Genomic DNA, 20,853 nt, shown 5'->3' with positions numbered 1-20,853 from the left:
AGCAAACCGAGCACAATGGCGGTTTGCTTGCACCGACAGCCATGCCCGAGTCCCGCCATTTGCTGCTCCAAGACACCGCGCTGCGCTACTTTCACGAAGTCGCGCAATGCGGCTCGCTGACCGAGGCTTCGGCAAGGCTGCATGTGGCGGCCTCGGCCATCAGCCGCCAGATTGCGGCATTGGAGGCGCGCCTGGGCACGCCGCTGTTCGAGCGCCACCCGCGTGGCATGGTGCTCAACGCTGCCGGCGAAATCCTGGCCGATCATGCGCGCCGTGCAGGACTGGACGCGGAGCGCGCACTGGACGAGATCAAGGCCTTGCAGGGCCTGCGCAGCGGCAAGGTGCGCATCGCCAGCTCCGACGCCTTCGCCAGCGAATTCCTGCCGCGCCTGTGCGCGACCTTCCAGCGCGAGCACAGCGGCATCGTCTTCGAGGTGACGGTGCTGCCCACGCACGAGGTTTCCGGTGCCGTGCGCACCGGCATGGCCGACATAGGCCTGTGTTTCAGCCGGGCCCCCGAGCCCGGCATTGCGGTTGCCTGCCGCGTGGCCGCGCCCGTGCTGGCGCTGGTGGCATCCGGCCATGAACTGGCACAGGAGCGCAGCGTGGCACTGGCCAGGCTGGTGCGCTATCCGCTGGCACTGACGCCGCCCAGCACGGCCGTGCGCCAGCTGCTGGACGCAGCCTGCAGCCGCCAGGGACTGATGCTGGCACCGGCCCTGGAGAGCAATCACGGCAAGACGCTGCTGAACTTTGCGGCCCAGGGCACGGCGGTTGCCGTGGCCAGCGAAATCGCCGCCCGCGACATGGTGGCCACAGGAGCGCTCGTGGCCGTGCCGCTCAGCGACCGCGGCATGGATCTGCGCGATATCGAGGTGCAGACCCTGGCCGGCCGCACGCTGCCGCATGCGGCGCAGTCCTTTCTGGAGCTTTTGCAGCTGCGCCTGCCCGCAGCCTGGTGATACGGCAACCGCTCGCGCCGACTCAATCCGCCTTGGGGCGCAGCACCAGCCATAGCGACAGCGCAATCAGCCCGCCCCCCATGGCATGTGCTGCGGTCAAGGACTCATCAAGCAGGGCCCAGCCCCAGAGCACGGCAAACACGGGCACGATGAAGGTCACGGTCAGCGCCTTCTGCGGCCCCTCGTCGGCAATCAGCCGGAAGTACAGCACATAGGCCAGAGCCGTGCTCAACAGGCCCAGCAGCGCCACATTGCCCCATGCCAGCAGCGGCGCGGCCTGCAGCCTGGCCAGCATGCCGGGCTCCAGCGCCATGTCGATGAGCAGCGCCGGTGTCAGCACCATCAGCGCACCTAGCTGGCTGATGAAAACGGCAGCGCGCGTGTCCACGCACGCATTGGCACCCGCAAGCCTGAGCGTCAGATAGCTGGAAAACGCATAGCAGACCGTGGCCACAAAACAGGCCGCCATCCCGCCCAGCACGGCTGTGCTGAGATCCAGCGGCCCGGCCTGGGCCAGCACCGCCACGCCGCCAATCCCCAGCAGCACCGCAGCCACGCGCGCGGGCGTGATCGCCTCGGCAAACACCAGCGCCCCCACCACGGTGGCCACCAGCGGCGTGGTGGCATTGAAGATGGCGCTATAGCCCGACGGCAGCACCTGGGCCGCCAGGGCGTACATAAGAAAGGGGATGCCGGAATTGATGACGCCCAGCCCCAGCAAGGGCCACAGATAGCGCCCTATCCTGGGCCGGTAGCCCATGGCAAACAGCGCCGCGCCAAGGCCCAGCGCCGAAAACAGGCCGCGCCCCACGGCCGTGGGCACGGCCCCCAGATGGGGCACGGCCACGCGCATGAATAAAAAACTGCCGCCCCAGAGAGCGGCCAGTGTCATGAGTCGGATCAGGCTGGCTACAGACATACAGGGCATTGTGCACAGCCCCGGCCTTCACGCCTGTCACAACTGCCGAATGCAAGGATCAGTGAATCTGCACCAGCACATCGTCCAGTGTGGCACCGGCTTCTTCGGGTACCGGGCGCGTCAGCTGCGGCACCTTGTAGATGCTGGCATCGGCATGGATCAGGCCTATGTCATAGCGCTGGCCGGCCAGATAATCGCCCACCGACTCCAGCACGATGGGGCTGCGGTGCAGATGCTCGGTAGCCCGCAGTTCGTCGAGCGAGAGCCAGACACTGCGCACGATGCCGTCGTCCAGATGGCGCTGGGCATGGTGCATGCCCAGATCGCCCGTGAAGGCAAAGCGCAGATAGGTGATGTCCGATCCCGTGCGCGTGCGCACAAAACGGTTCATGTAGATGCCGACCAGGGCCGTGGGCGTGAAGCTGTAGGCCGTCTCTTCCATGACTTCGCGCACACAGGCATCGACAGGGCTTTCGGAAGGGTCGAGATGACCGGCCGGCGTGTTCAGACGCAGTCCATCCGCCGTTTGTTCTTCCACCAGCAAAAAACGGCCATCGCGTTCGATGATGGCCGAGACAGTCACATTGGGTTTCCAGCGATTGGGCATGGCGGGCATTATCCTTGTCCCAACCCGACGATGTGTCAGATAAATCCCACCATATACAGCGCTCCTTCGCCGTAACTGTCCAAATGTTGTTGCTGCGCAGCATTTGTCACGGATTCGACCACATAGCCTTGACGCTCCCAGTAAAGCCGTGAGCCCTGCACCGAAACCAGTGCCGTGCGCTGCACGCCGCGTGCTCTGGCCTGCGCCTTCAGGGCCTGCACCATCCGCCGCGCCAGGCCCTGGCCGGCTGCAGCCTCGGACACGGCCATATCGTGCAGATAGAGCACGCTGGCGTCGTCATATTCGGCAAAGTCGCCGTTGAGCGGCGTGATGGCCCCGGGACGCGACCAGTAGGCCGCCAGATAGGCCACCAGCTCGCCTCCTTGCTCGGCCGCCCAGGAGCAATGCCCGGCCGTCCGCAAACGGCGCACAAACACCTCGCGCGGCTCGGCAAAGTCCGCGCCATAGCAATGCTCCTGTATGCGCAGCAGGGCATCCACATCGTCCGCACCCAGCGCGCGCAGCTGAATTGGCATCAACTCCGGCATCAAGAAACTCTCAAATCAATAGCTACCAACGCTTATCAGAAAAGGGCTGGTTGCCAATTTCAATCAAAATCCAGTACATAGCTTAGCAAGCGGTTCATCCCGCAGCAGCCTGTAGGCGCTATCGCAACGGTAATGATTCTCAATTGGAAACTCAGCGCCATCCTCCCTACCATTCATTCATCGCTCAGGGAGAAACAGATGACACGCTTGATCAAGACATTGCGCCAGAACCAGCTCACGCTGACCAAGACCGCCAGCTATTACGTGATCCACATCACCGTGGCCGCCTGCGTTGCCTATGCCGTGACCGGCAATCTGATTGCCTCGCTGACGCTGAGCCTGCTGGAGCCCACGGTCCAGGCCTTTGCCTTCTTCTTCCATGAAAAAGTCTGGGAGCGCCGCCTGAAGAAACGCGAGCAGCAAGCGCTTGCCGGACAGGCACTGAGCACCTGAGAGCCGCCGATGAACGCCGACCACCCCGCCACTTTTGCGCAATGGCTGCTGCGCTCCCTGGCCACGCTGGGCGACTGCAACGGCCAGCTCGATGATCTGTAGAAATCCTGTTTACAAGCTTCTTTATAAGCCATGGATAAATATTGAACATCCCAGGCTTTTCTGATTTTTTGATCATTCATGACTGGAAGCCATCCAGGCTCAGCTCTACAACACCAGCGGCTTCTGTGGATAAGTCATGCAGAACATGCCACTTCGGCCTTGCGCCCATGGGTTTAAGGCTATTTGCCAAACCGGGGCCAAGGCCAACAATGGCCGGGAATCCAAGGAGTTCCCATGCAGCTTGCAGACCCCCAGACATCCGCAGACCTCTCCCGCCATGACGAACAATGGCTGAGCGCCCACTGGATGCCGTTCACCGGCAACCGCAACTTCAAGGCCAGGCCCCGCCTCATCACCGGCGCACAGGGCGCCTACTACAGCGATGCCGACGGCCGGCGCATTTTCGACGGCCTCTCGGGCCTGTGGTGCTCGGGGCTGGGCCATGGCCGCCGCGAGATCGCCGAGGCCATTGGCAAGGCCGCGCTGCAGCTCGACTACGCTCCCGCCTTCCAGTTCGGCCACCCGGCTTCGTTCGCGCTGGCCAACCGCATCGTGGCACTGATGCCCCAGGGGCTTGAGCATGTGTTCTTCACTGGCTCAGGCTCGGAAGCCGCCGACACCTCGCTGAAGATGGTGCGGGCCTACTGGCGTGCCAGGGGCCTGGGCAGCAAGACCCGACTGATCGGGCGCGAGAAGGGCTATCACGGCGTGAACTTTGGCGGCATCTCGGTAGGCGGCATGGGGGGCAACCGCAAGATGTTCGGCCAAGGGATTGAAGCCGACCATCTGCCTCACACCCAGCCGCCACCCGGTTCGTTCTTCAAGGGCCAACCCCAGACCGATGGCCGCGCCCTGGCAGACCGGCTGCTTGATCTGATCGCCCTGCATGACGCCAGCAATATCGCCGCCGTGATCGTGGAGCCCATGTCGGGCTCGGGCGGGGTGGTGATTCCTCCCGCCGGCTATCTGCAGCGTTTGCGCGAAATCTGCACCCAGCACGACATCCTGCTGATCTTCGACGAGGTCATCACCGGCTTTGGCCGCCTCGGGGCGATGACGGCGGCCGAGGCCTTTGGCGTAACGCCGGACATCATGAATATCGCCAAGCAGGTCAGCAATGGCGCCCAGCCGCTGGGAGCCTGCGTGGTCTCGCCCGCCATCTATGAGCAGTTCATGGCAGCCGGAGGGCCGGAGTACATGCTGGAATTTGCGCACGGCTATACCTATTCGGCCCATCCCGTGGCCTGCGCTGCCGGCATCGCGGCACTGGATCTGCTGGAGCGGGAAGACGGCCCGGGCCGCGTGCGCGCGCTGGCACCCTTTTTCGAGCAGGCCGTGCACAGTCTCAAGGGCGCCAGGCATGTGCTGGACGTCCGCAATATCGGCCTGGCGGCAGGCATCACGATCGCCCCCCTGCCCGGCGAGCCCGCCAGACGCCCTTACGAGATCGCCATGAAATGCTGGAAGGCCGGCTTTTATGTGCGCTACGGCGGCGACACGATTCAGCTGGCACCGCCGTTCATCAGCGAGCAGGCCGAGATCGAGCGGCTGATCAACGCACTCGGCGATGCGCTGCAGGCCACCGATTGAACTATTAAATCAATAGCTTCAATCGCCTACCACAAAAGCGATTGAAGCCTTTTTTATCTCAATTCAGGAAGCTGTGCCGCCAGGGCCTCGAATTCGGCGACCGGCACTTCTTCCGCGCGGCGCTGCAGATCGAACTCGCCGGCAAAGCCCTTGGCTTCCAGCCACTTGCCCAGGGTGTTGCGCAAGATCTTGCGGCGCTGGCTGAAAGCGACCTGCACCAGCTCTTCCAGCAGCTTGGGATCGAGATCCGCAGGCTGCTCGCGCGGGATCATGCGCACCACGGCACTGTCCACCTTGGGAGGCGGATTGAAGCTGCCCGGCGGCACGAACAGCACATCCTCCATGGCGTAGCGCCATTGCAGCATCACCGACAGACGGCCGTAGGCCGAGGTGCCGGCGTCGGCCACCATGCGGTCGATGACTTCCTTTTGCAGCATGAAATGCTGGTCCTGCACCACATCCACCTGCTCCAGCAGATGAAAAAGAATGGGGCTGGAGATGTTGTAGGGCAGATTGCCGACCACACGCAGCTTGGCCACACCCAGACGCGCAGCCAGCGCACGGAAGTCCACCTTGAGCACGTCGGACTCGACCACGTCGAGATCGTCGCGCAGACGCAGACGGGCCGCCAGGTCGCGGTCCAGCTCGATCACGGTGAGCTTGCCCAGGCGCTCGACCAGGGGCTGGGACAGCGCCATCAGGCCGGGGCCGATCTCGACCATGGGTTCGCCCGCCTTGGGATCGATGGCCTGGACGATGTTGTCGATGATGGCGCCGTCGGTCAGGAAGTTCTGGCCGAAGCGCTTGCGGGGAATATGTTTCATGAATGCGAAAGCGGTGCCTGGGCACCGCTTGGAATGGGGGGAGCTCCGATGCCCGGTGCGCAATGATGACACTACCGGGCACTCAAGCGGATTGAATGGGCTTATTGGGGTGGCTCGCGGTATTCCACAAAGGCCTTGCCGCGCAGCTCCTTGAGCCAGGTTTCGTAGTCCTGCTCTGCCTTGCGCTCGCGCACCACGTTGCGCACCATTTCGCGCTGTTCGCGTTCGGTGAGCTTTTCCTGGCGACGCTCGATCAGCTGAATCAGGTGCACGCCGAAACGCGACACCACGGGGTTGCTGATCTGGCCGGGCTGGAGGCTGTCGAGCACGCGCTCGAACTCGGGCACGAACTGGCCTGGCGAGGACCAGCCCAGATCACCGCCATTGCGGGCGCTGCCGTCCTTGGAGAACTCCTGCGCCAGTTGCTGGAAGGTGGCCTGACCGGCTTCCACGCGACGCTTGTAGTCCTCCAGACGCTTGGCCGCCTGGGCTTCGGTCATGCCCTCGCCCACGGTCAGCAGGATATGGCGGGAGTGATTCTGCGTGATGTACACAGGCGCACCGGACTGGGACTTCTCCAGCACCTTGAGCACGTGGAAACCAGCGCCCGAGCGGAACGGGCCGACGATGGTGCCGACCGCGGCATTGCCCACCTGCTGGACGAACAGCTCGGGGTAGTCGCTCATGGCGCGCATGCCCATGGCACCGCCGCCCTGGCCATTGGGCACATCCGAGAACTCGCGCACGGCAGCGATGAAGTCGGGGTTCTTGCGCGCCGCTTCTGCGGCCTGCTTGGCCTTGGCCTCGCGCTCCGCCACTACGGCAGGGCTGGCGTTTTCAGGCACGGTGATCAGGATATGGCCGAGATTGGCTGCGGCACCCGCAGCCGCCTCGCCGGGGCGCTTCTGCTCCTTGAGATAGCGGTCGATATCGGCTTCCGTGACCTTGACGCGGCCGTCCACGTCACGCTCGCGCACGCGCTGCATCAACATCTGGCTGCGGATTTCCGCACGGAACTGCGCTTCGGAAATGCCTTCTGCCTTCAAGCGCGACACCAGGCCGGCCTTGTCGGTGCTGTTCTGGCGAGCCACATTGGCCACGGCCTGGTCCACGGCCAGGTTGTCGACATTGATGCCCGTGTCCTTGGCTTCCTGCAACTGCACGCGCTCGACAATCAGGCGCTCCAGCACCTGTCGGGCCAGCTCGCTCTGGGACGGAAGCTGGCCGCCCTGCTCGGTCACGTTCTGCGCCACGCGCGCCATGCGCGCACGCACCTCGTTGTTGGTGATGGGCTCGGAATTGACCACGGCCACGATGTAGTCGGCCGAGCGAACTCCCTGCGCGGCTGCCGGAGCCTGGCGTCCCGAGGGCTGTGCCGTGGCCTCCAGTGCGCGCGAGACGGAGGAGTCATTGCCGGCCTTGGCCTTGCTGCCGGGGCTCTTCAGACCCTGGGCCTGCACACCGGCAGCCATTACAGCCAGTGCCACGGCAACAGCACATGCATTGGATGTCTTGGAGAAAAAACGCATGAAAAAAGCCTTGATTAATCGTAATTGGTAAAGCGGCTGGGCGGAGTCACCGCCTCACGCAAATATTGGTAGCGCGGCACATTCTGCTTGAGACTGGAGGTGGGGTCGGCACCAAAGCTCAGGCGCGAGAAGCCCACGAACTCCATCTGGAACAGCAGACGCAGATTGGACTGGATGACCGAGCTTTGCAGACGCTCCAGCACCACTCGGCCAATCCAGCAGCAACCGTCGTATTCGAATCCGACCACGGTATCCACCAGCTTGTTGTCCTTGATGGAGTAGTTGAGGCGGCCCACGGCATACCAACGACCGCCGCCCTGACCGCGACCGGCGCCCAGATCCTTGCCCTTGTCGCCCCAGAGGTCGTTGATCGGCCATTGCCAGCCCACATCCACCAGCTCGCTGGACGGCTTCTTGGTGACCGTATCCAGCTGCGTGCGGTAGCCGATATTGAAGGTGCGATAGTTGCCCGGGCTGTAACGCGCCGTGGCCGTGGTACGAACCGTGCGGTTCAAGTCCTTGTTGTACTGGGTCGTGCCTTCCAGAGACCACTTGTCGGTCCAGTTGAAAGCCGCGCCCAGCAAGATGTCGGAAAGCTTGCTGGTGGCGGCCACCTCTCCGGGCAGCAGCACGCGCTGGTCGGAAAGGCGCACACGCTGGGCCACGGCGAACTTGAGCTTCTCGGCACCGCTTTCGGGGTCGATGAAGCGCGAAGTCGCACCCAGGGTCACCAGATGGTTGTCGGCAATGCGGTCCTGACCGACATAGTCGTTCTCGGAAAAAATACTCGCGAAGTTGAAGTCGCTGCGCCCCGTGTCATAAAGCGGCAGCATGCTCTGGTCGCGATAAGGCGTATAGGTATAGAAGGCCCGGGGCTCGAAGGTCTGCAGCAGGTTCTTGCCGAACCACGAGGTGTCGCGCTCGAAGATCAGGCCGCTGTCCAGGCTGAAGGTGGGCAGAGTGCGGTTGGCGCTCTTGCTGCCGTTGCTCATCAGCTGATCGGTCTGATACATGGCCGTATGCAGCATCAGCTTGGGCGTGATGAAGGCACCGGGCGACAGGAATGGCCGGCTCAGCTGCGCCTGCACATAGCTGCGCTGGCCGTTGTTGCCCACCTGGCCCGTGATGGGGCGAATCAGCTCGAAACGCGTGGTGTCGGCCACCACGGAGAAATCCAGCCCATGCGGCAGATCCAGCGGCGTATAGCGGTACTGCAGCTGCGGCACCATGCTGTAGGGCGGCGCAATCGGCGAAGTTACATCCTGCTGCACCTGATAGCGCAACACATTGAGGCTCAGCACCCCATCGCCCTTGGCCCAGCTCAGATTGGCCGTGCTGGGCAGCAGGCGCTGGCGCAACGTCACGGGCGCCAGGCGGAAGTCACGCCAGTAGTCACCGTCACTGACGCGGTTCAGGTTGAGGTTCAGCCCCAGACCGCCAATCGGCGTGTCAAAGCTTGCGCGATGCTGCCAGGAATAGCCCCAGCGATCCCGGCTGCGCAGATTGTCGCCCGGCATGTAGCTGGCATAGGTCTCGCCCGAGTAGCTGGGCTCCAGATAGCGGAACTGTCCCGTCAGGTTCACGCCACGCTTGGTCATCAGCGTGGGCGTGATGGTCATATCGCGGTTGGGGGCGATATTCCAGTAATAAGGCTGCGAATACTCGATGCCGCCGAGCTTGTCCATGCCTATCATGGGCGGCAGCAGGCCCGATTTGCGCTTGTCCGAGAGCGGAAAGCTCATGCGCGGCACGGGCAGGACGGTCACGCCCTTGAACTTCAGGGACGCACCCTCGGCCACGCCCACCTCTTCGGCCATGTCCAGGTGAATGGTCTTTGCTTCCAGCACCCAGGCCGGCTCCCAGCTGGCCTCGTCATCGCGCTGGCAGGTGGTGTAGGTGGCGTCATGGACCACCGAACGGCTCTTGTCGATGAAATCCACGCGCGACGACTCGCCATGGCCGCCGGTGGCCAGAAAGCGATAGTTGGCATTGTCGAACTGGCCCTTGAAGGCATCCATCTGCAGATCCAGCGCCGTGCCCTCGTAGACATTGCCGGCCTGGTTGATATGGACCGAGCCCACGGCGTTGATCCTGTCATCCGGAACCGCGTAGTCCAGCTTGTCCGCACGGATCATGGTGTCGCCACGGCGCAGCTCTGCCTCGCCATGGACCGAGGCCTTGATATCGGGCTGGCCGGAGAGGCTGTCACCCTTGATATAGGTGGGCTGCTGGTCGCGCACCTCCTGCGGGTAGCTTTCTTGCAGCGCGCTGCTGGACTTGAGCTCCAGGGCCGGCAACTCGCCCGCGACGCTGGAGGAGGACGATCCGCTCGTTTCGGCAGACTGGGCATGGACCTGCATGCCAGCGCCCGCCCATGCCAGTGCCACAGCCCATGCCAGAGGACGAATCACCGGCCGGGCGGTTCCCGCCCGCATCGGACGAGCAGAGCGGACAGGTAGGAAATCTCGCGGATGGGATGGGGATTGCACGATGATCTTGAACGTCAAAAGCGCGCGTGCCCGGGCACACGTCAACAGGAAACCGAGAGCCTAGCACCACTGTCCACAGATGCGGCGGCATCGGTTTGTAAAATCCGATTATCCATGACCGCTCCTATCACCCCCACAGTTGGCGTTGCCTGGGCAGATTCTGCCCGCCACGCCGCATTCGACGCCTGGCTGGCACCGCTGGCTGAAAAGCACCAGCTGCTTCCCGCAACCCTGCGCGCCGCTTCGGCCGATGCCAGCTTTCGCCGCTATCTGCGCCTGGATCGCAGCGATGGCAGCAGCCTGATCGTCATGGACGCGCCGCCCGACAAGGAAGATTGCGCGCCTTTTGCCAAGGTTCAGGGCCTGATGAACCAGGCCGGCCTGTGCGTGCCGCAGATTCTGGACTGGGACGCCGGCCATGGCTTCATGCTGCTGAGCGACCTGGGTGGTCAGACCGTCATCGAGGCTCTGGATCCCGAAAAGCCCCAGGATGCCGAAGCCTGGTACCGCTCCGCCGTCGAGGTCCTGCTGGACTGGCAACTGGCCTCCAAGGCCGGCAATGCCGGGGCCTTGCCGCTCTATGACGAAGCCCTGCTGCGCCGCGAGCTGCAACTGTTTCCCGACTGGTACATCGCCAAGCACCGTCAGTTCACGCTGGACGACAAGCAGCAGGCCCTGCTCGGCAAGACCTTCGATCAGATCGTTGCCCACAATCTGCAGGCTCCTTGCGTCTATGTGCACCGTGACTTCATGATGCGCAACCTGATGCAGCCTGTGGTCAGCGGCGCACCCCTGGGCGTGCTGGACTTTCAGGATGCCGTCTATGGCCCCATCACCTATGACATCGCCAGCTTGCTGCGCGATGCCTTCATCAGCTGGGAAGAGGACTTCATCATCGACATCACCATCCGTTACTGGGAAAAGGCCCGCAAGGCTGGTCTGGTGGGCGCCAACAGCGCCAGCGGCTGGGGTGACGACTTCGGCGAGTTCTACCGTGGGGTTGAATGGATGGGTCTGCAGCGCCACCTCAAGGTTGCGGGTATCTTTGCGCGCCTGACACTGCGCGACGGCAAGCCCAAGTATCTGGCCGATGCACCTCGTTTCATCCACTACATCCGCTCCACCTGCAACCGCTATCGCGCGCTGGGCCCGTTCCTCAAATTGATCGACGAGATCGAGGGCATCCAGACGCAGGTGGGTTACGCCTACGGGCGGATGTGAACACACCCCCTGAGCCGCTTGCGGCTTCCCCCTCTCTCGCCTTGCTTCGCAATGCGGGAGGGGGACGACGCCCTCGCTGCGGGGCGGCCCTTGCTTGGCGTCCCTGAGGTGATTCAGCGCCAGTTTTGCGAGCCACGGACTCTGCGTGGCACCATGAATCACGAACCCCGAATTTTTCCCTATGCCGCGCTATCACTGCCCTATCCCTTTGCATCTTGGCAACGAGCTGGACCTGCCTGCAGGTGCTGCCCGCCATGTGCAGGTGCTGCGCCACCAGCCCGGCGATGTCATCACCCTGTTCGAGGGCCAGACCGGCAACGGTTTTACCGGTGGCGAGTTTCAAGCCACTATCACCCATATGGGCCGCAGCGATGTCGGCGTGCGCGTGGACAGCCACAGTCCGGCCGAGCGTGAAGCCGCCCGTGCCGTACACCTCGTTGTGGGCATGCCTGCCAATGAGCGCATGGACTGGCTGGTGGAAAAAGCCACCGAGCTGGGCGTGGCCAGCATTCAGCCTGTAATGGCGGCGCGCAGCGTGCTCAAACTCAAGGGCGACCGCGCCGACAAGAAGATCGAGCGCTGGCAGTCGATTGCCGTCTCGGCCTGCGAGCAATGCGGCCGCAACCAGGTGCCCGTGATTCACGCGCCCCAGTCGCTGGCCGACTGGCTGCGCAGCCAGCAGGCAGCAGCGGCCGATGCGGCGCGTCTGGTGCTGTCGCTGCGCGAAGGCAATCAGCCGCTGCGTACCGCCGCCGGCGATGCCCAGGCAGTCTGGGTGCTGCATGGCCCCGAAGGGGGTCTGACAGCCCAGGAAGAAGACTGGGCCCTGGAGCAGGGCTGGAAACCTGCCAGCCTAGGCTCCCGCGTGCTGCGCGCTGAAACGGCATCTGTTGCCGCCCTGTCCCTGCTGGCCCTGGAGTAAATCAATGAGCAGCTGTCACCTCTCTCTGGCCAAGCCCGAGTTTTATACGCAGAACTTTCGCGTGGAGGCCCCCGAGTCTCTGCCCGAGGCCGTGCTGACCCCAAGGCGCATGGGTCTCATCATCGTCAATGCAGCCGCAGAATCCTCTGCAGCGCTGCTGGGCCGAACGTTTACAGCTCCCGAAGAAGGAGCGCCTGCACTGCCTGTGGAGCGGGTGCTGGTGCCCGCCAGCTTCGGTCTGGTGCCGCACTGGGTGAAGTCGGCGTCTGACGGCCGCCTGCGCGCGCTCAAGCTGGTGAATGCAAAGATAGACAATCTGACCACGGGAACGGCATTCCGCGATGCCTGGCTGGCCGGCCAGCGCTGCATCGTGCCGCTGCAGTCCTTTCAGGTCGACGACCTGCGCCCCGGCAAGCCCCTGCCCACACGCATCACCCGTGTGGACAACCAGCCCATGGGCGCCGCCGGTGTCTGGGCACGCTGGGTGGGCGAGGACGGCGAGGTCATCGTCAGCTATGCCCTCATCACCATCAATGCCAATGCCCATGCGCTGATGAACCGCTACGGCCAGCCCGGCAACGACAAGGCCATGCCGGCCATCCTCAACGAAGGCGCATACGACGCCTGGCTCAATGCCAAGGTCAACAAGGCCAAGGAGTTTCTGCGCCCCTACCCGGCGGAAAAACTGCGTGCCAACCCCGTGGAAAAAGGCCGCAAGCAGCCGCCACAGCAGTGGTAATCAGGGGGCTGGAAACTGCTGTTCCAGCCACTGCTCCAATCGCGCAAACACGGGGGCTGCCAGCTCGGGGCTCTCGTTGAAGATCTCGTGATAGGCCGCCTCGAAGCACTGGGCCTGCACCAGATCGCTCGGAGCCTGGGCGGCAAAGGCCGCGCTGCCAGCCGGGTTGACCAGCTTGTCCTCGCCCGCCCACAGCAGCAGCGTGGGCACGCACCAGGCTGGCGCCTTGGACAGCACATGGCGGCCGGCCTCGGCCATATAGCGCGCCAGCCGGGCGCTGATGCGTCTGTGCTGCAGTGCATCGGCGTCATAGGCCAGGGCCACTGCGGGATCATGCGAGAGATGCGCGGACTGCACGCCATTGGCCACGCGCAAATTGGGCAGCAGCCTGGGCAGGCTCGCCACCAGCGCCTTCTGCACTCCCGACAGATGCAGGGCCAGCGCCGGAGAGGACAGCACCAGTCCATCCACATGACGCAGGCCGGACGCAACAAAATCCGCCGCCACCAGTCCACCCAGACTGTGCCCCAGCAGCACCAGGGGCTGATGCTTGGGCATGGCTGCACGGGTAGCATCCAGCACCACCGCCAGATCGTCGAGCAAGCGCATATCGCTGGTCAGGCCGCCCTGCGGCCCGCCCGACAGGCCGTGGCCGTACTGGTCATAGGCCCGCACCGCAAAGCCAAGCTCGTTGAGCCGCTGCGCCAGTGCGGCATAGCGTCCGCTGTGCTCGCCCAGGCCGTGCACCAGCAACACCTGGGCACGGGACTTGACGCCCGGCGCCAGCGGCCAGTCGCGCAGCGCAAGCTGGGTGGCGTCCGATGCGGCCATATGCAGCAGCCGGGGCGGATGGGTACTGGAATCGGTGGGCGTCATGCACGATCTCATCAGGCTGGCAAGAGCTTGCAGGATGCAGCCGCCGCCAGCGCCCGTCAACCGTGGCAGTCCCCGGTCCGATCATGGCGACCGGTCATGGTGTTATCAAGGAAGAGAGCGCCGGAAGCTTTGGTGACCATCGCCAGCGGCTGTGCTCTCGATACTTGCATCAGGCCTGCGCAGCCTCGGTCTGATGACGGGCCATGGCGGCAATCACCTCGGCCACCGAAGCCGTGAGCTTCTTGGCATAGGGCACATGAAGGAACTCGTTGGGACCGTGAGCATTGCTCTTGGGGCCCAGCACGCCGCAGACCATCATCTGCGCCTTGGGGAAGCCCTTGCTCAACATATTCATCAGCGGAATCGTGCCGCCCTGGCCGATATAGCCGCAACCGGCGCCGAAGTGGGCCCGGCTGGCGGCATTGAGCGCATTCTCGAACCAGCCGTCCATGCCCGGGGCATTCCAGCCACTGGAGCTGGACAGGCCTTCCCAGGTCACCCTGGCTTCATAGGGCGCATTGTCCTCGAGCAGGGCCTTCATCTCCTGCACGCAGGCTGCGGCATCGACCAGCGGCGGCAGCCGCAGGCTGAGCTTGAAGGCCGTGTAGGGACGCAGCACATTGCCGGCATTTTGCAGATTGGGCATGCCCTCCACACCGGTCACGCTCAGCGTGGGCTCCCAGGTGCGGCGCACCAGGGCCTGGACCGGATCGGTGGTCGTGGGCAGGGACACACGGGCCGAGCCGCCGCAGTCGTAATGCGCCCAGGGAAAGCGCGCATAGGCATCCTCGCCGAGGATCTCCGCCGTGGCACGGATCTGCGCCATGCGTTCGTCTGGCACCTCGCAGTGAAAGCTCTGTGGCAGCACGCGGCCGTTCTTGCTGTCTTCAAGACGGTCCAGCACCTGGCGCATGATGCGAAAGGACGAGGGCACCACGCCCGAGGCATCGCCCGAGTGCACGCCCTCTGTGAGGATCTGCACCTTGAGCGTTCCGCTGGCCATGCCGCGCAGGCTGGTGGTCAGCCACAGCTGGTCGTAGTTGCCGGCACCGCTGTCCAGACAGATCACCAGGCCCACATCGCCCAGGCGCGGGCGCAAGGCATCCACATAGGGCAGCAGATCGGCCGAGCCGCTTTCCTCGCAGGTCTCGATGATGGCCACGATGCGCGGATGGGGCACGTTCTGGCGCTTGAGCTCCTGAATCGCAGCCACGCTGGCATAGACCGCATAGCCGTCATCGGCTCCACCACGGCCATAGAGTTTGCCGTCTTCGTACTTGGGCGTCCAGGGACCCAGATCGTTGCGCCAGCCTTCGAACTCGGGTTGCTTGTCGAGGTGGCCGTACATCAGCACCGTGGGGCTGGTCGAGGCCTTCTCGGCCGTGCCTTCCACCTCGAAGAAGATGAGCGGCGTGCGACCCGGCTGTTGAATCACTTCCAGCTTCAGCCCGGCCACCTTCTGCGCTTCCACCCAGGCCGCAGCGTTGCGCAGCACGGTGGCGATATGGCCTTGCTGCTCCCAATCGGGCGCAAACATGGGCGACTTGGCGGGGATGGTGATGTAGTTCGTCAGCTCCGGGACAATGCTCTGGTCCCACTGCTGGGTGATGTGCTGCAGCGCATCCTGGGGCTGCAGCAGATTGGCGGGAGTACGTGCGTTCATGGTCGGCTCCTTCTGTGACGGGGCGACGAGCCATGGCAGGCCCGCGCCATGCCCGTGATTGTGCGCCATTGCCGGTGGCTGCACCGCAGGCATTGGCATGGCAGTGCCGGCGCCCCCCCATTGGGGCTGCCAGCCTGGTCGGCCGGCACTCTGCCGTTTCTGGGACATTCACGCTGACGATGATCAGCGCACCGGCCAGCGCATGTGCCTGGCCGACAGCCAAGGCCCCCGCGCCGATTCACTCCTGCAAGGTTATTACTTCCCATTTGATAGCTCATTGCGCTTATCAATCAACAAATTCAATATCAATCGACATCAAATTCATTACAGATAAAGCGCTGTAAGCTATTTTTTAAATAGCAAATCAGGCATGCTCGAAGTGAAACACCGCCGTCGTTGCCAGCAGATTGGGCAGGCTGCGCACCACCTGGCCGTTCTGCAGGCCGAAGGAGTCGCGAATGCGCAAGCGGTTCTTGGTGGCCAGCACTTCAAAGTCCTTGTACGTACCCACGCGGATATTCGGCGTGTCATACCACTGATAGGGCAGACGACGCGTGACCGGCATGCGCCCGCGCAGCACGGACAGACGGTTTTGCCAATGTGCGAAGTTGGGGAAGGCGACCACGCCCTGCTTGCCGATGCGGGCCGTCTCCCGCAGCATCACCTCGGCATTGCGCAGATGCTGCAGCGTGTCGATCTGCAGCACCACGTCAAAGCTGTTGTCGCCGAAGATGGCCAGGCCGTCCTCCAGATTGAGCTGCAGCACGTTCACGCCACGGCGCGTACAGGCCAGCACATTGGCGTCGTCCAGCTCCACGCCATAACCCGTGCAGCCGCGCTCGCGCACCAGATGCTCCAGCAGCGCGCCGTCGCCACAACCCAGGTCCAGCACGCGTGCGCCCTGCGGCACCAACTGGGCAATGGCTTTCATGGTGGTCAACTCGGTCATGCGGCGTCTCCTGCGCGTTCGGTGGTCTTCAGTTCCTTGGCAATGCCCTCGAAATAGGAGCGCATCACGCTCATATAGCGCGGGTCGTCGAGCAAAAACGCATCATGACCATGGGGTGCGTCGATCTCGGCATAGCTGACGTCGCGGTTGTTCTCCAGCAGCGACTTGACGATCTCGCGGCTGCGTGCCGGCGCAAAGCGCCAGTCCGTCGTGAAGCTCACCAGCAGGAAGCGGGCCTTGGCCACGGCCAGTGCCCGGGTCAGATCGCCGTCATGGGAGCGCGCCGGATCGAAATAGTCCAGGGCGCGCGTGATGAGCAGATAGGTGTTGGCATCGAAGTAGCCGCTGAACTTCTCGCCCTGGTAGCGCAGATAGCTCTCGATCTGGAACTCCACATCCTGGGTGCTGTACTTGAGCTTCAGGCCGTCGCGCAGCTGACGGCCGAACTTCTGGTTCATCACGTCATCGCTGAGATAGGTGATGTGACCGACCATGCGCGCGATGCGCAGGCCGCGCGCGGGCACCACGCCATGCTCGTAGAAATGGCCGCCGTTGAAATCCGGGTCGGTGACGATGGCGCGACGCGCCACCTCGTTGAAGGCAATGTTCTCGGCGTTCAGATTGGGCGCGCTGGCCACCACCACGGCATGGCGCATGCGCTCGGGATAGCGCAGCGACCAGGACAGGGCCTGCATGCCGCCCAGGCTGCCACCCAGCACGGCGGCCAGCGTCTGAATTCCCAGCCGGTCCAGCAGACGCGCCTGCGCATCCACCCAGTCTTCCACCGTCACCACTGGGAAATCCGCGCCATAGGGCTTGCCCGTGGCCGGGTTGGTGTGCATGGGGCCGGTAGAGCCGAAGCAGGAGCCCAGATTGTTGATGCCGATGACAAAGAACTTGTCGGTATCGACGGGCTTGCCCGGGCCGATCATGTTGTCCCACCAGCCTTCGCTCTTGGGCTGGCCCTCATAGCTGCCGGCTACATGGTGGGAGGCATTGAGCGCATGACAGACCACGATGGCATTGCTCTTGTCGGCATTGAGCTGGCCATAGGTCTCGAAGGCAAGGTCGTAATCGGCGATGGAACCGCCGCTTTGCAAGGGCAGCGGTTCATCAAAATGCATGAACTGAGGTGTCGCGATGAAGGACATATGAAAAAACCCGGCATCGCTAAAAACGAGGCCGGGTCGGTGTACTGTCACTTCGCGGACGGGTCTTTAGCTGGATTTATAAAGCGCCCGCAAGCTTTGGCAAATCGGCGCGTGAAAAGTGCAGTGTACTGCATTCGCTGCGCCTGCCCGAGGGCTGCGGATGTCACAACACCGCATCCCCTATCAGGCAAATGCAGAAAGCTACATTTCCTGTAGCGTCATACCTTGGTCAGGAGAGCGGCAATACCCAGGACCAGGAAGATCACCGCACACACCCGGTGAATCGTCTTGATGGGCAGCTTCTTGGTGATCTTCTCGCCAAACCACACCACCGGCGCATTGGCCAGCATCATGCCCAGCGTGGTGCCGGCCACCACCCAGTAGTAGGCCAGCGGGTACTTGGCGGCCAGGCCCACCGTGGCCAGCTGGGTCTTGTCACCCATCTCGGCCAGGAAGAACAGCAGCAGCGTGGTGCCAAAAACACCCCAGCGCCCGGCACCATTGCCGGTGTCGTCATCGTCGAGTTTGTCGGGGATCAGCATCCAGCCTGCCATGAGGATGAATGAAACGCCAAGTATCCAGCGCAGCACATCGGGGCCGAGCACCGTGGTGATCCAGTTGCCCACGGCGCCGGCCAGGGCATGGTTGACCAGGGTCGCCACAAAAATGCCCGCAACAATGGGCAGGGGTTTGCGGAACTTGGCCGCCAGTACCAATGAGAGGAGTTGGGTCTTGTCCCCCATCTCGGCCAGGGCGACGATGGAGGTGGATATGAGGAAAGCTTCCATGATGGGGAAAGACGGCCGGAGTTGCCAGAACGCATTGATCACGCACCGACTCCGGCCTATCTCTTCATAGGTTTTCTCGGTACGTAATCAATGGTCTCGGCCAGTCGCACTGCGCATTGCACGCTGTGCCGCATGCGCCATAGGTCACGAGGACCCAAGTCTGTTGACGCATGCATCCGGCAGCTGGCTGCCGAACGGCCTACTCCCCAAAGAAAGTAAGCCGTCATTCTATCTGTTTAACCCTGTAAGACAACTGCTTATTTGAATATTCAAAATTTTGTATTTCAGGGTAACTCCCATCCGGACAATGTTGTTACAAGCACGAAATTTGATCTTTTCGAAATACTACGGCTTCTCTTGTGATTCATAATGCATGAGTCTTTGTCTGGAAAGCAATTTCTGGGTGGGGGCAAGTGCGTTAGCGTCTCTAATGTTGTCATCCAAGGCTGACTCCCTAGGGCTCCATCGCGTTTTCAAGTTTTTTCAGGAGTCCAGCATGGGCAACAAGCTTTACGTAGGCAATCTGCCTTACTCTTTCCGCGACCAAGATCTGCAAGACAGCTTCAGCGAATTCGGCACTGTGAACAGCGCCAAGGTGATGATGGAGCGCGACACCGGCCGTTCCAAGGGCTTCGGCTTTGTGGAAATGGGCAGCGATGCCGAGGCACAAGCCGCTATCCAGGGCCTGCACGGCCAAAACCGTGGCGGCCGTGACCTGGTCGTGAACGAAGCACGTCCCATGGAACCCCGTCCTCCCCGTTCCGGCGGTTTTGGCGGCGGCTTCGGTGGCGGCCGTGAAGGCGGTGGCGGTTTCGGCGGTGGCCGTGGTGACGGCGGCTTCGGCGGCGGCCGTGGCGATGGCGGCTACGGCCGTCGCAATAGCTACTAATCAGTTATTGCCAATAACAAAAAAAGGATCTTCGGATCCTTTTTTTGTTGCTAAACGTTAGCAACGCGGTTTTCGAGCATTTATTTTTTTCCTTGTTCTCCGTCATAATTCTTTTCTCGGGGAATTTCCCGTTCACAAGCGAATAGGTGTTCAGGGGTCCTTCGCGCGTTTTTCCATAAAAGTGCAACGACCATCTTGAATTCAATCGCGCCATTGAAGCATTGAGGAGCTAGGAGTTATTAATGGGCAATAAGCTGTATGTCGGCAACCTTCCCTATGGTGTGCGCGACAACGATCTGGAGCAGGCGTTCGGCCAGTTTGGAGCCGTCGCAAGTGCGCGCGTCATGATGGAACGAGACACCGGCCGCTCCAAAGGCTTTGGTTTTGTGGAAATGGCCAGTGAAGCGGAAGCACAGGCTGCCATTCAAGGCATGAATGGCCAACCCTTGGGTGGCCGCAGCCTCGTCGTGAATGAAGCGCGTCCCATGGAACCCCGTCCTCCTCGCACCGGCGGTTATGGCGGTGGCTTCCGCAGTGAAGGCGGCTTTGGCGGCGGTAATCGCGATGGCGGTTATGGTGGCGGCCGTAATGAAGGCGGTGGCTATGGCCGCGGCGACGGTGGCGGCTACGGCGGTGGCGGCCGCGGCGAAGGCGGCTTCCGCAGCCCCTATGGCTCTGGACCGCGTCACGGTGGCCGCGGCGGCTACGGTGGTGGCAATAACCACGGCGAATAAGCCTCTTTCACCTCTGTAAATAAAGGCACGTCATCGTGCCTTTATTTATTTGCCAAGATATTCAAATGCATAGTCATTTTCTCAATGCCCCTGCACTTTCTCGTTCAATCCTTTTGGAGATGCCTGGGCTTTCTGGTTTTCCCCAGGGTCAATCTATCCCATAGATAAGCGGGCAATACCCGCATTACGCCGCCGACAACCCGCATCTGCCAGGGAATAATTGCATATCGGGCTTTGCGGTCGATGACGCGAACGGCACGCCTTGCGAATTCTTCGGGCGTCAGCAGAAAAGGCATGGAATACGGGTTATGCCGAGTCAACGGGGTGTCAACGTAGCCCGGCAATAAGCTGGTCACCGAGACGCCGGTTTTCTGCAATTCCACGCGCAGACTTTCGCAATAGGCAATAGCAGCCGCCTTACTCGCTGAATATGCGGCATGGCCCGGTAATCCGCGAATACCGGCCACACTGCAAATACCCACCAGACGACCGCTGCCCCGCTTCACCATGGGGGCAATAAATGGCTGAAAGCTTGCAGCCAGCCCCATGGCATTGCTGGCCAGCACCTGCTGCATGACCTCGAGATCCTCGCGCAAGGAAGTGTCCACACCCCAGCTGATGCCCGCGTTGGCGATCACGACGTCGGGCAGGCCCTGGCGCTCCAGGCAGGCCTTTGCGGCACTGCAGATGCTGTCGATGTCCGTGACATCCGCGCCATAGACGGCGTAGCGGGATGCGTCCATGTGCCTGGACTGCGCCCATTGCTCCATGACTTCGGTGCGTCTTGCCACCAGGGCAACTGACCAGCCCCGCTGGTAATAGTGCCAGGCCAGGGCCTGGCCTATGCCGCTGGAGGCACCGGTGATGTAGACAAGTCCAGCTCCGTGTCCTGCCATGG

The 20,853-nt window shown here is 62.7% G+C and carries 20 protein-coding genes; 8 read left to right on the top strand and 12 right to left on the bottom strand.

Features of this window, described 5'->3' with window-relative positions; all coding sequences use genetic code 11:
• Positions 1-41 precede the first annotated feature (41 nt).
• The gene (locus DJFAAGMI_RS18450) at positions 42-962 is read left to right on the top strand and encodes a LysR family transcriptional regulator (RefSeq protein WP_211458227.1); all 921 of its coding nucleotides are present in this window, start codon (positions 42-44) and stop codon (positions 960-962) included.
• 22 nt (positions 963-984) lie between these two features.
• Here DJFAAGMI_RS18450 and DJFAAGMI_RS18445 read toward each other — a convergent pair whose 3' ends face one another.
• From DJFAAGMI_RS18445 to DJFAAGMI_RS18435, 3 genes are read right to left on the bottom strand one after another with little or no spacing between them, the layout of a single operon-like run.
• A complete protein-coding gene (locus tag DJFAAGMI_RS18445; protein ID WP_211458226.1) occupies positions 985-1,881 on the bottom strand; it encodes a DMT family transporter in 897 nt (298 codons plus the stop codon).
• Between the two features lie 58 nt (positions 1,882-1,939).
• A complete protein-coding gene (locus tag DJFAAGMI_RS18440) occupies positions 1,940-2,497 on the bottom strand; it encodes an NUDIX hydrolase (protein ID WP_059440011.1) in 558 nt (185 codons plus the stop codon).
• Between the two features lie 26 nt (positions 2,498-2,523).
• A complete protein-coding gene (locus DJFAAGMI_RS18435; protein ID WP_211458225.1) occupies positions 2,524-3,036 on the bottom strand; it encodes a GNAT family N-acetyltransferase in 513 nt (170 codons plus the stop codon).
• 198 nt (positions 3,037-3,234) lie between these two features.
• On the opposite strand from DJFAAGMI_RS18435, the gene DJFAAGMI_RS18430 reads away from it, so the two are divergent.
• Complete coding sequence (locus DJFAAGMI_RS18430; RefSeq protein ID WP_211458224.1) at positions 3,235-3,489, top strand: DUF2061 domain-containing protein; 255 nt, start codon at positions 3,235-3,237, stop codon at positions 3,487-3,489.
• Positions 3,490-3,825: 336 nt separating this feature from the next.
• Entirely contained in the window at positions 3,826-5,181 is a 1,356-nt protein-coding gene (gene aptA / locus DJFAAGMI_RS18425) for an omega-aminotransferase AptA (protein WP_211458223.1), read from the top strand.
• Positions 5,182-5,234: 53 nt separating this feature from the next.
• Here aptA and rsmA read toward each other — a convergent pair whose 3' ends face one another.
• The 3 genes from rsmA to DJFAAGMI_RS18410 all read right to left on the bottom strand — a co-directional run bounded on the left by rsmA (position 5,235) and on the right by DJFAAGMI_RS18410 (position 9,969).
• On the bottom strand, positions 5,235-6,005 hold the full coding sequence (rsmA, locus tag DJFAAGMI_RS18420; RefSeq protein WP_211458222.1) for a 16S rRNA (adenine(1518)-N(6)/adenine(1519)-N(6))-dimethyltransferase RsmA: 771 nt from the start codon (positions 6,003-6,005) through the stop codon (positions 5,235-5,237).
• A 101-nt stretch (positions 6,006-6,106) separates the two neighbouring features.
• Positions 6,107-7,534, bottom strand: a complete 1,428-nt coding sequence (locus DJFAAGMI_RS18415; protein WP_211458221.1) for a peptidylprolyl isomerase — start codon at positions 7,532-7,534, stop codon at positions 6,107-6,109.
• 14 nt (positions 7,535-7,548) lie between these two features.
• Complete coding sequence (locus tag DJFAAGMI_RS18410) at positions 7,549-9,969, bottom strand: LPS-assembly protein LptD (RefSeq protein ID WP_211458220.1); 2,421 nt, start codon at positions 9,967-9,969, stop codon at positions 7,549-7,551.
• 168 nt (positions 9,970-10,137) lie between these two features.
• On the opposite strand from DJFAAGMI_RS18410, the gene DJFAAGMI_RS18405 reads away from it, so the two are divergent.
• The 3 genes from DJFAAGMI_RS18405 to DJFAAGMI_RS18395 all read left to right on the top strand — a co-directional run bounded on the left by DJFAAGMI_RS18405 (position 10,138) and on the right by DJFAAGMI_RS18395 (position 12,905).
• A complete protein-coding gene (locus DJFAAGMI_RS18405) occupies positions 10,138-11,244 on the top strand; it encodes an aminoglycoside phosphotransferase family protein (RefSeq protein WP_211458219.1) in 1,107 nt (368 codons plus the stop codon).
• Positions 11,245-11,425: 181 nt separating this feature from the next.
• Positions 11,426-12,166 (top strand): 16S rRNA (uracil(1498)-N(3))-methyltransferase, encoded by a 741-nt coding sequence (locus tag DJFAAGMI_RS18400; RefSeq protein ID WP_211458218.1) that lies wholly within the window; start codon positions 11,426-11,428, stop codon positions 12,164-12,166.
• 4 nt (positions 12,167-12,170) lie between these two features.
• Positions 12,171-12,905: an SOS response-associated peptidase gene (locus DJFAAGMI_RS18395; protein WP_043375826.1), complete on the top strand. Its 735-nt coding sequence runs from the start codon at positions 12,171-12,173 to the stop codon at positions 12,903-12,905.
• Here the strand turns inward: DJFAAGMI_RS18395 and DJFAAGMI_RS18390 are convergent, their stop codons facing one another.
• The 5 genes from DJFAAGMI_RS18390 to DJFAAGMI_RS18370 form a co-directional block, all read right to left on the bottom strand.
• Complete coding sequence (locus DJFAAGMI_RS18390; protein WP_211458217.1) at positions 12,906-13,781, bottom strand: alpha/beta hydrolase; 876 nt, start codon at positions 13,779-13,781, stop codon at positions 12,906-12,908.
• A 169-nt stretch (positions 13,782-13,950) separates the two neighbouring features.
• Positions 13,951-15,444 carry a M20 family metallopeptidase gene (locus DJFAAGMI_RS18385; protein WP_211458216.1) on the bottom strand — a complete coding sequence of 498 codons (1,494 nt, stop codon included), beginning with the start codon at positions 15,442-15,444 and terminating at the stop codon, positions 13,951-13,953.
• A 364-nt stretch (positions 15,445-15,808) separates the two neighbouring features.
• The gene (gene metW, locus DJFAAGMI_RS18380; protein ID WP_043004586.1) at positions 15,809-16,393 is read right to left on the bottom strand and encodes a methionine biosynthesis protein MetW; all 585 of its coding nucleotides are present in this window, start codon (positions 16,391-16,393) and stop codon (positions 15,809-15,811) included.
• Positions 16,390-17,544 carry a homoserine O-succinyltransferase MetX gene (gene metX, locus DJFAAGMI_RS18375; RefSeq protein WP_211458215.1) on the bottom strand — a complete coding sequence of 385 codons (1,155 nt, stop codon included), beginning with the start codon at positions 17,542-17,544 and terminating at the stop codon, positions 16,390-16,392. Before metX ends, metW begins: the two co-directional genes overlap by 4 nt.
• A gap of 218 nt (positions 17,545-17,762) precedes the next feature.
• A complete protein-coding gene (locus DJFAAGMI_RS18370; RefSeq protein WP_043004584.1) occupies positions 17,763-18,332 on the bottom strand; it encodes a TMEM165/GDT1 family protein in 570 nt (189 codons plus the stop codon).
• 496 nt (positions 18,333-18,828) lie between these two features.
• Between DJFAAGMI_RS18370 and DJFAAGMI_RS18365 the strand changes: the two genes are divergently transcribed.
• Both DJFAAGMI_RS18365 and DJFAAGMI_RS18360 read left to right on the top strand, forming a co-directional pair.
• Positions 18,829-19,221: an RNA recognition motif domain-containing protein gene (locus DJFAAGMI_RS18365; protein ID WP_003072279.1), complete on the top strand. Its 393-nt coding sequence runs from the start codon at positions 18,829-18,831 to the stop codon at positions 19,219-19,221.
• 242 nt (positions 19,222-19,463) lie between these two features.
• Positions 19,464-19,955, top strand: coding sequence for an RNA recognition motif domain-containing protein (locus DJFAAGMI_RS18360; RefSeq protein ID WP_167007782.1), 492 nt, complete (start codon positions 19,464-19,466; stop codon positions 19,953-19,955).
• Positions 19,956-20,059: 104 nt separating this feature from the next.
• On the opposite strand, the gene DJFAAGMI_RS18355 is transcribed toward DJFAAGMI_RS18360, so the two are convergent.
• Positions 20,060-20,851, bottom strand: a complete 792-nt coding sequence (locus DJFAAGMI_RS18355) for an SDR family oxidoreductase (RefSeq protein WP_211458214.1) — start codon at positions 20,849-20,851, stop codon at positions 20,060-20,062.
• Between the last annotated feature and the right edge of the window lie 2 nt (positions 20,852-20,853).

The organism is Comamonas brasiliensis, from assembly GCF_018292285.1.
GTDB lineage: Bacteria > Pseudomonadota > Gammaproteobacteria > Burkholderiales > Burkholderiaceae_C > Comamonas > Comamonas brasiliensis.
This window is presented reverse-complemented; position numbering and strand designations above follow the sequence as displayed.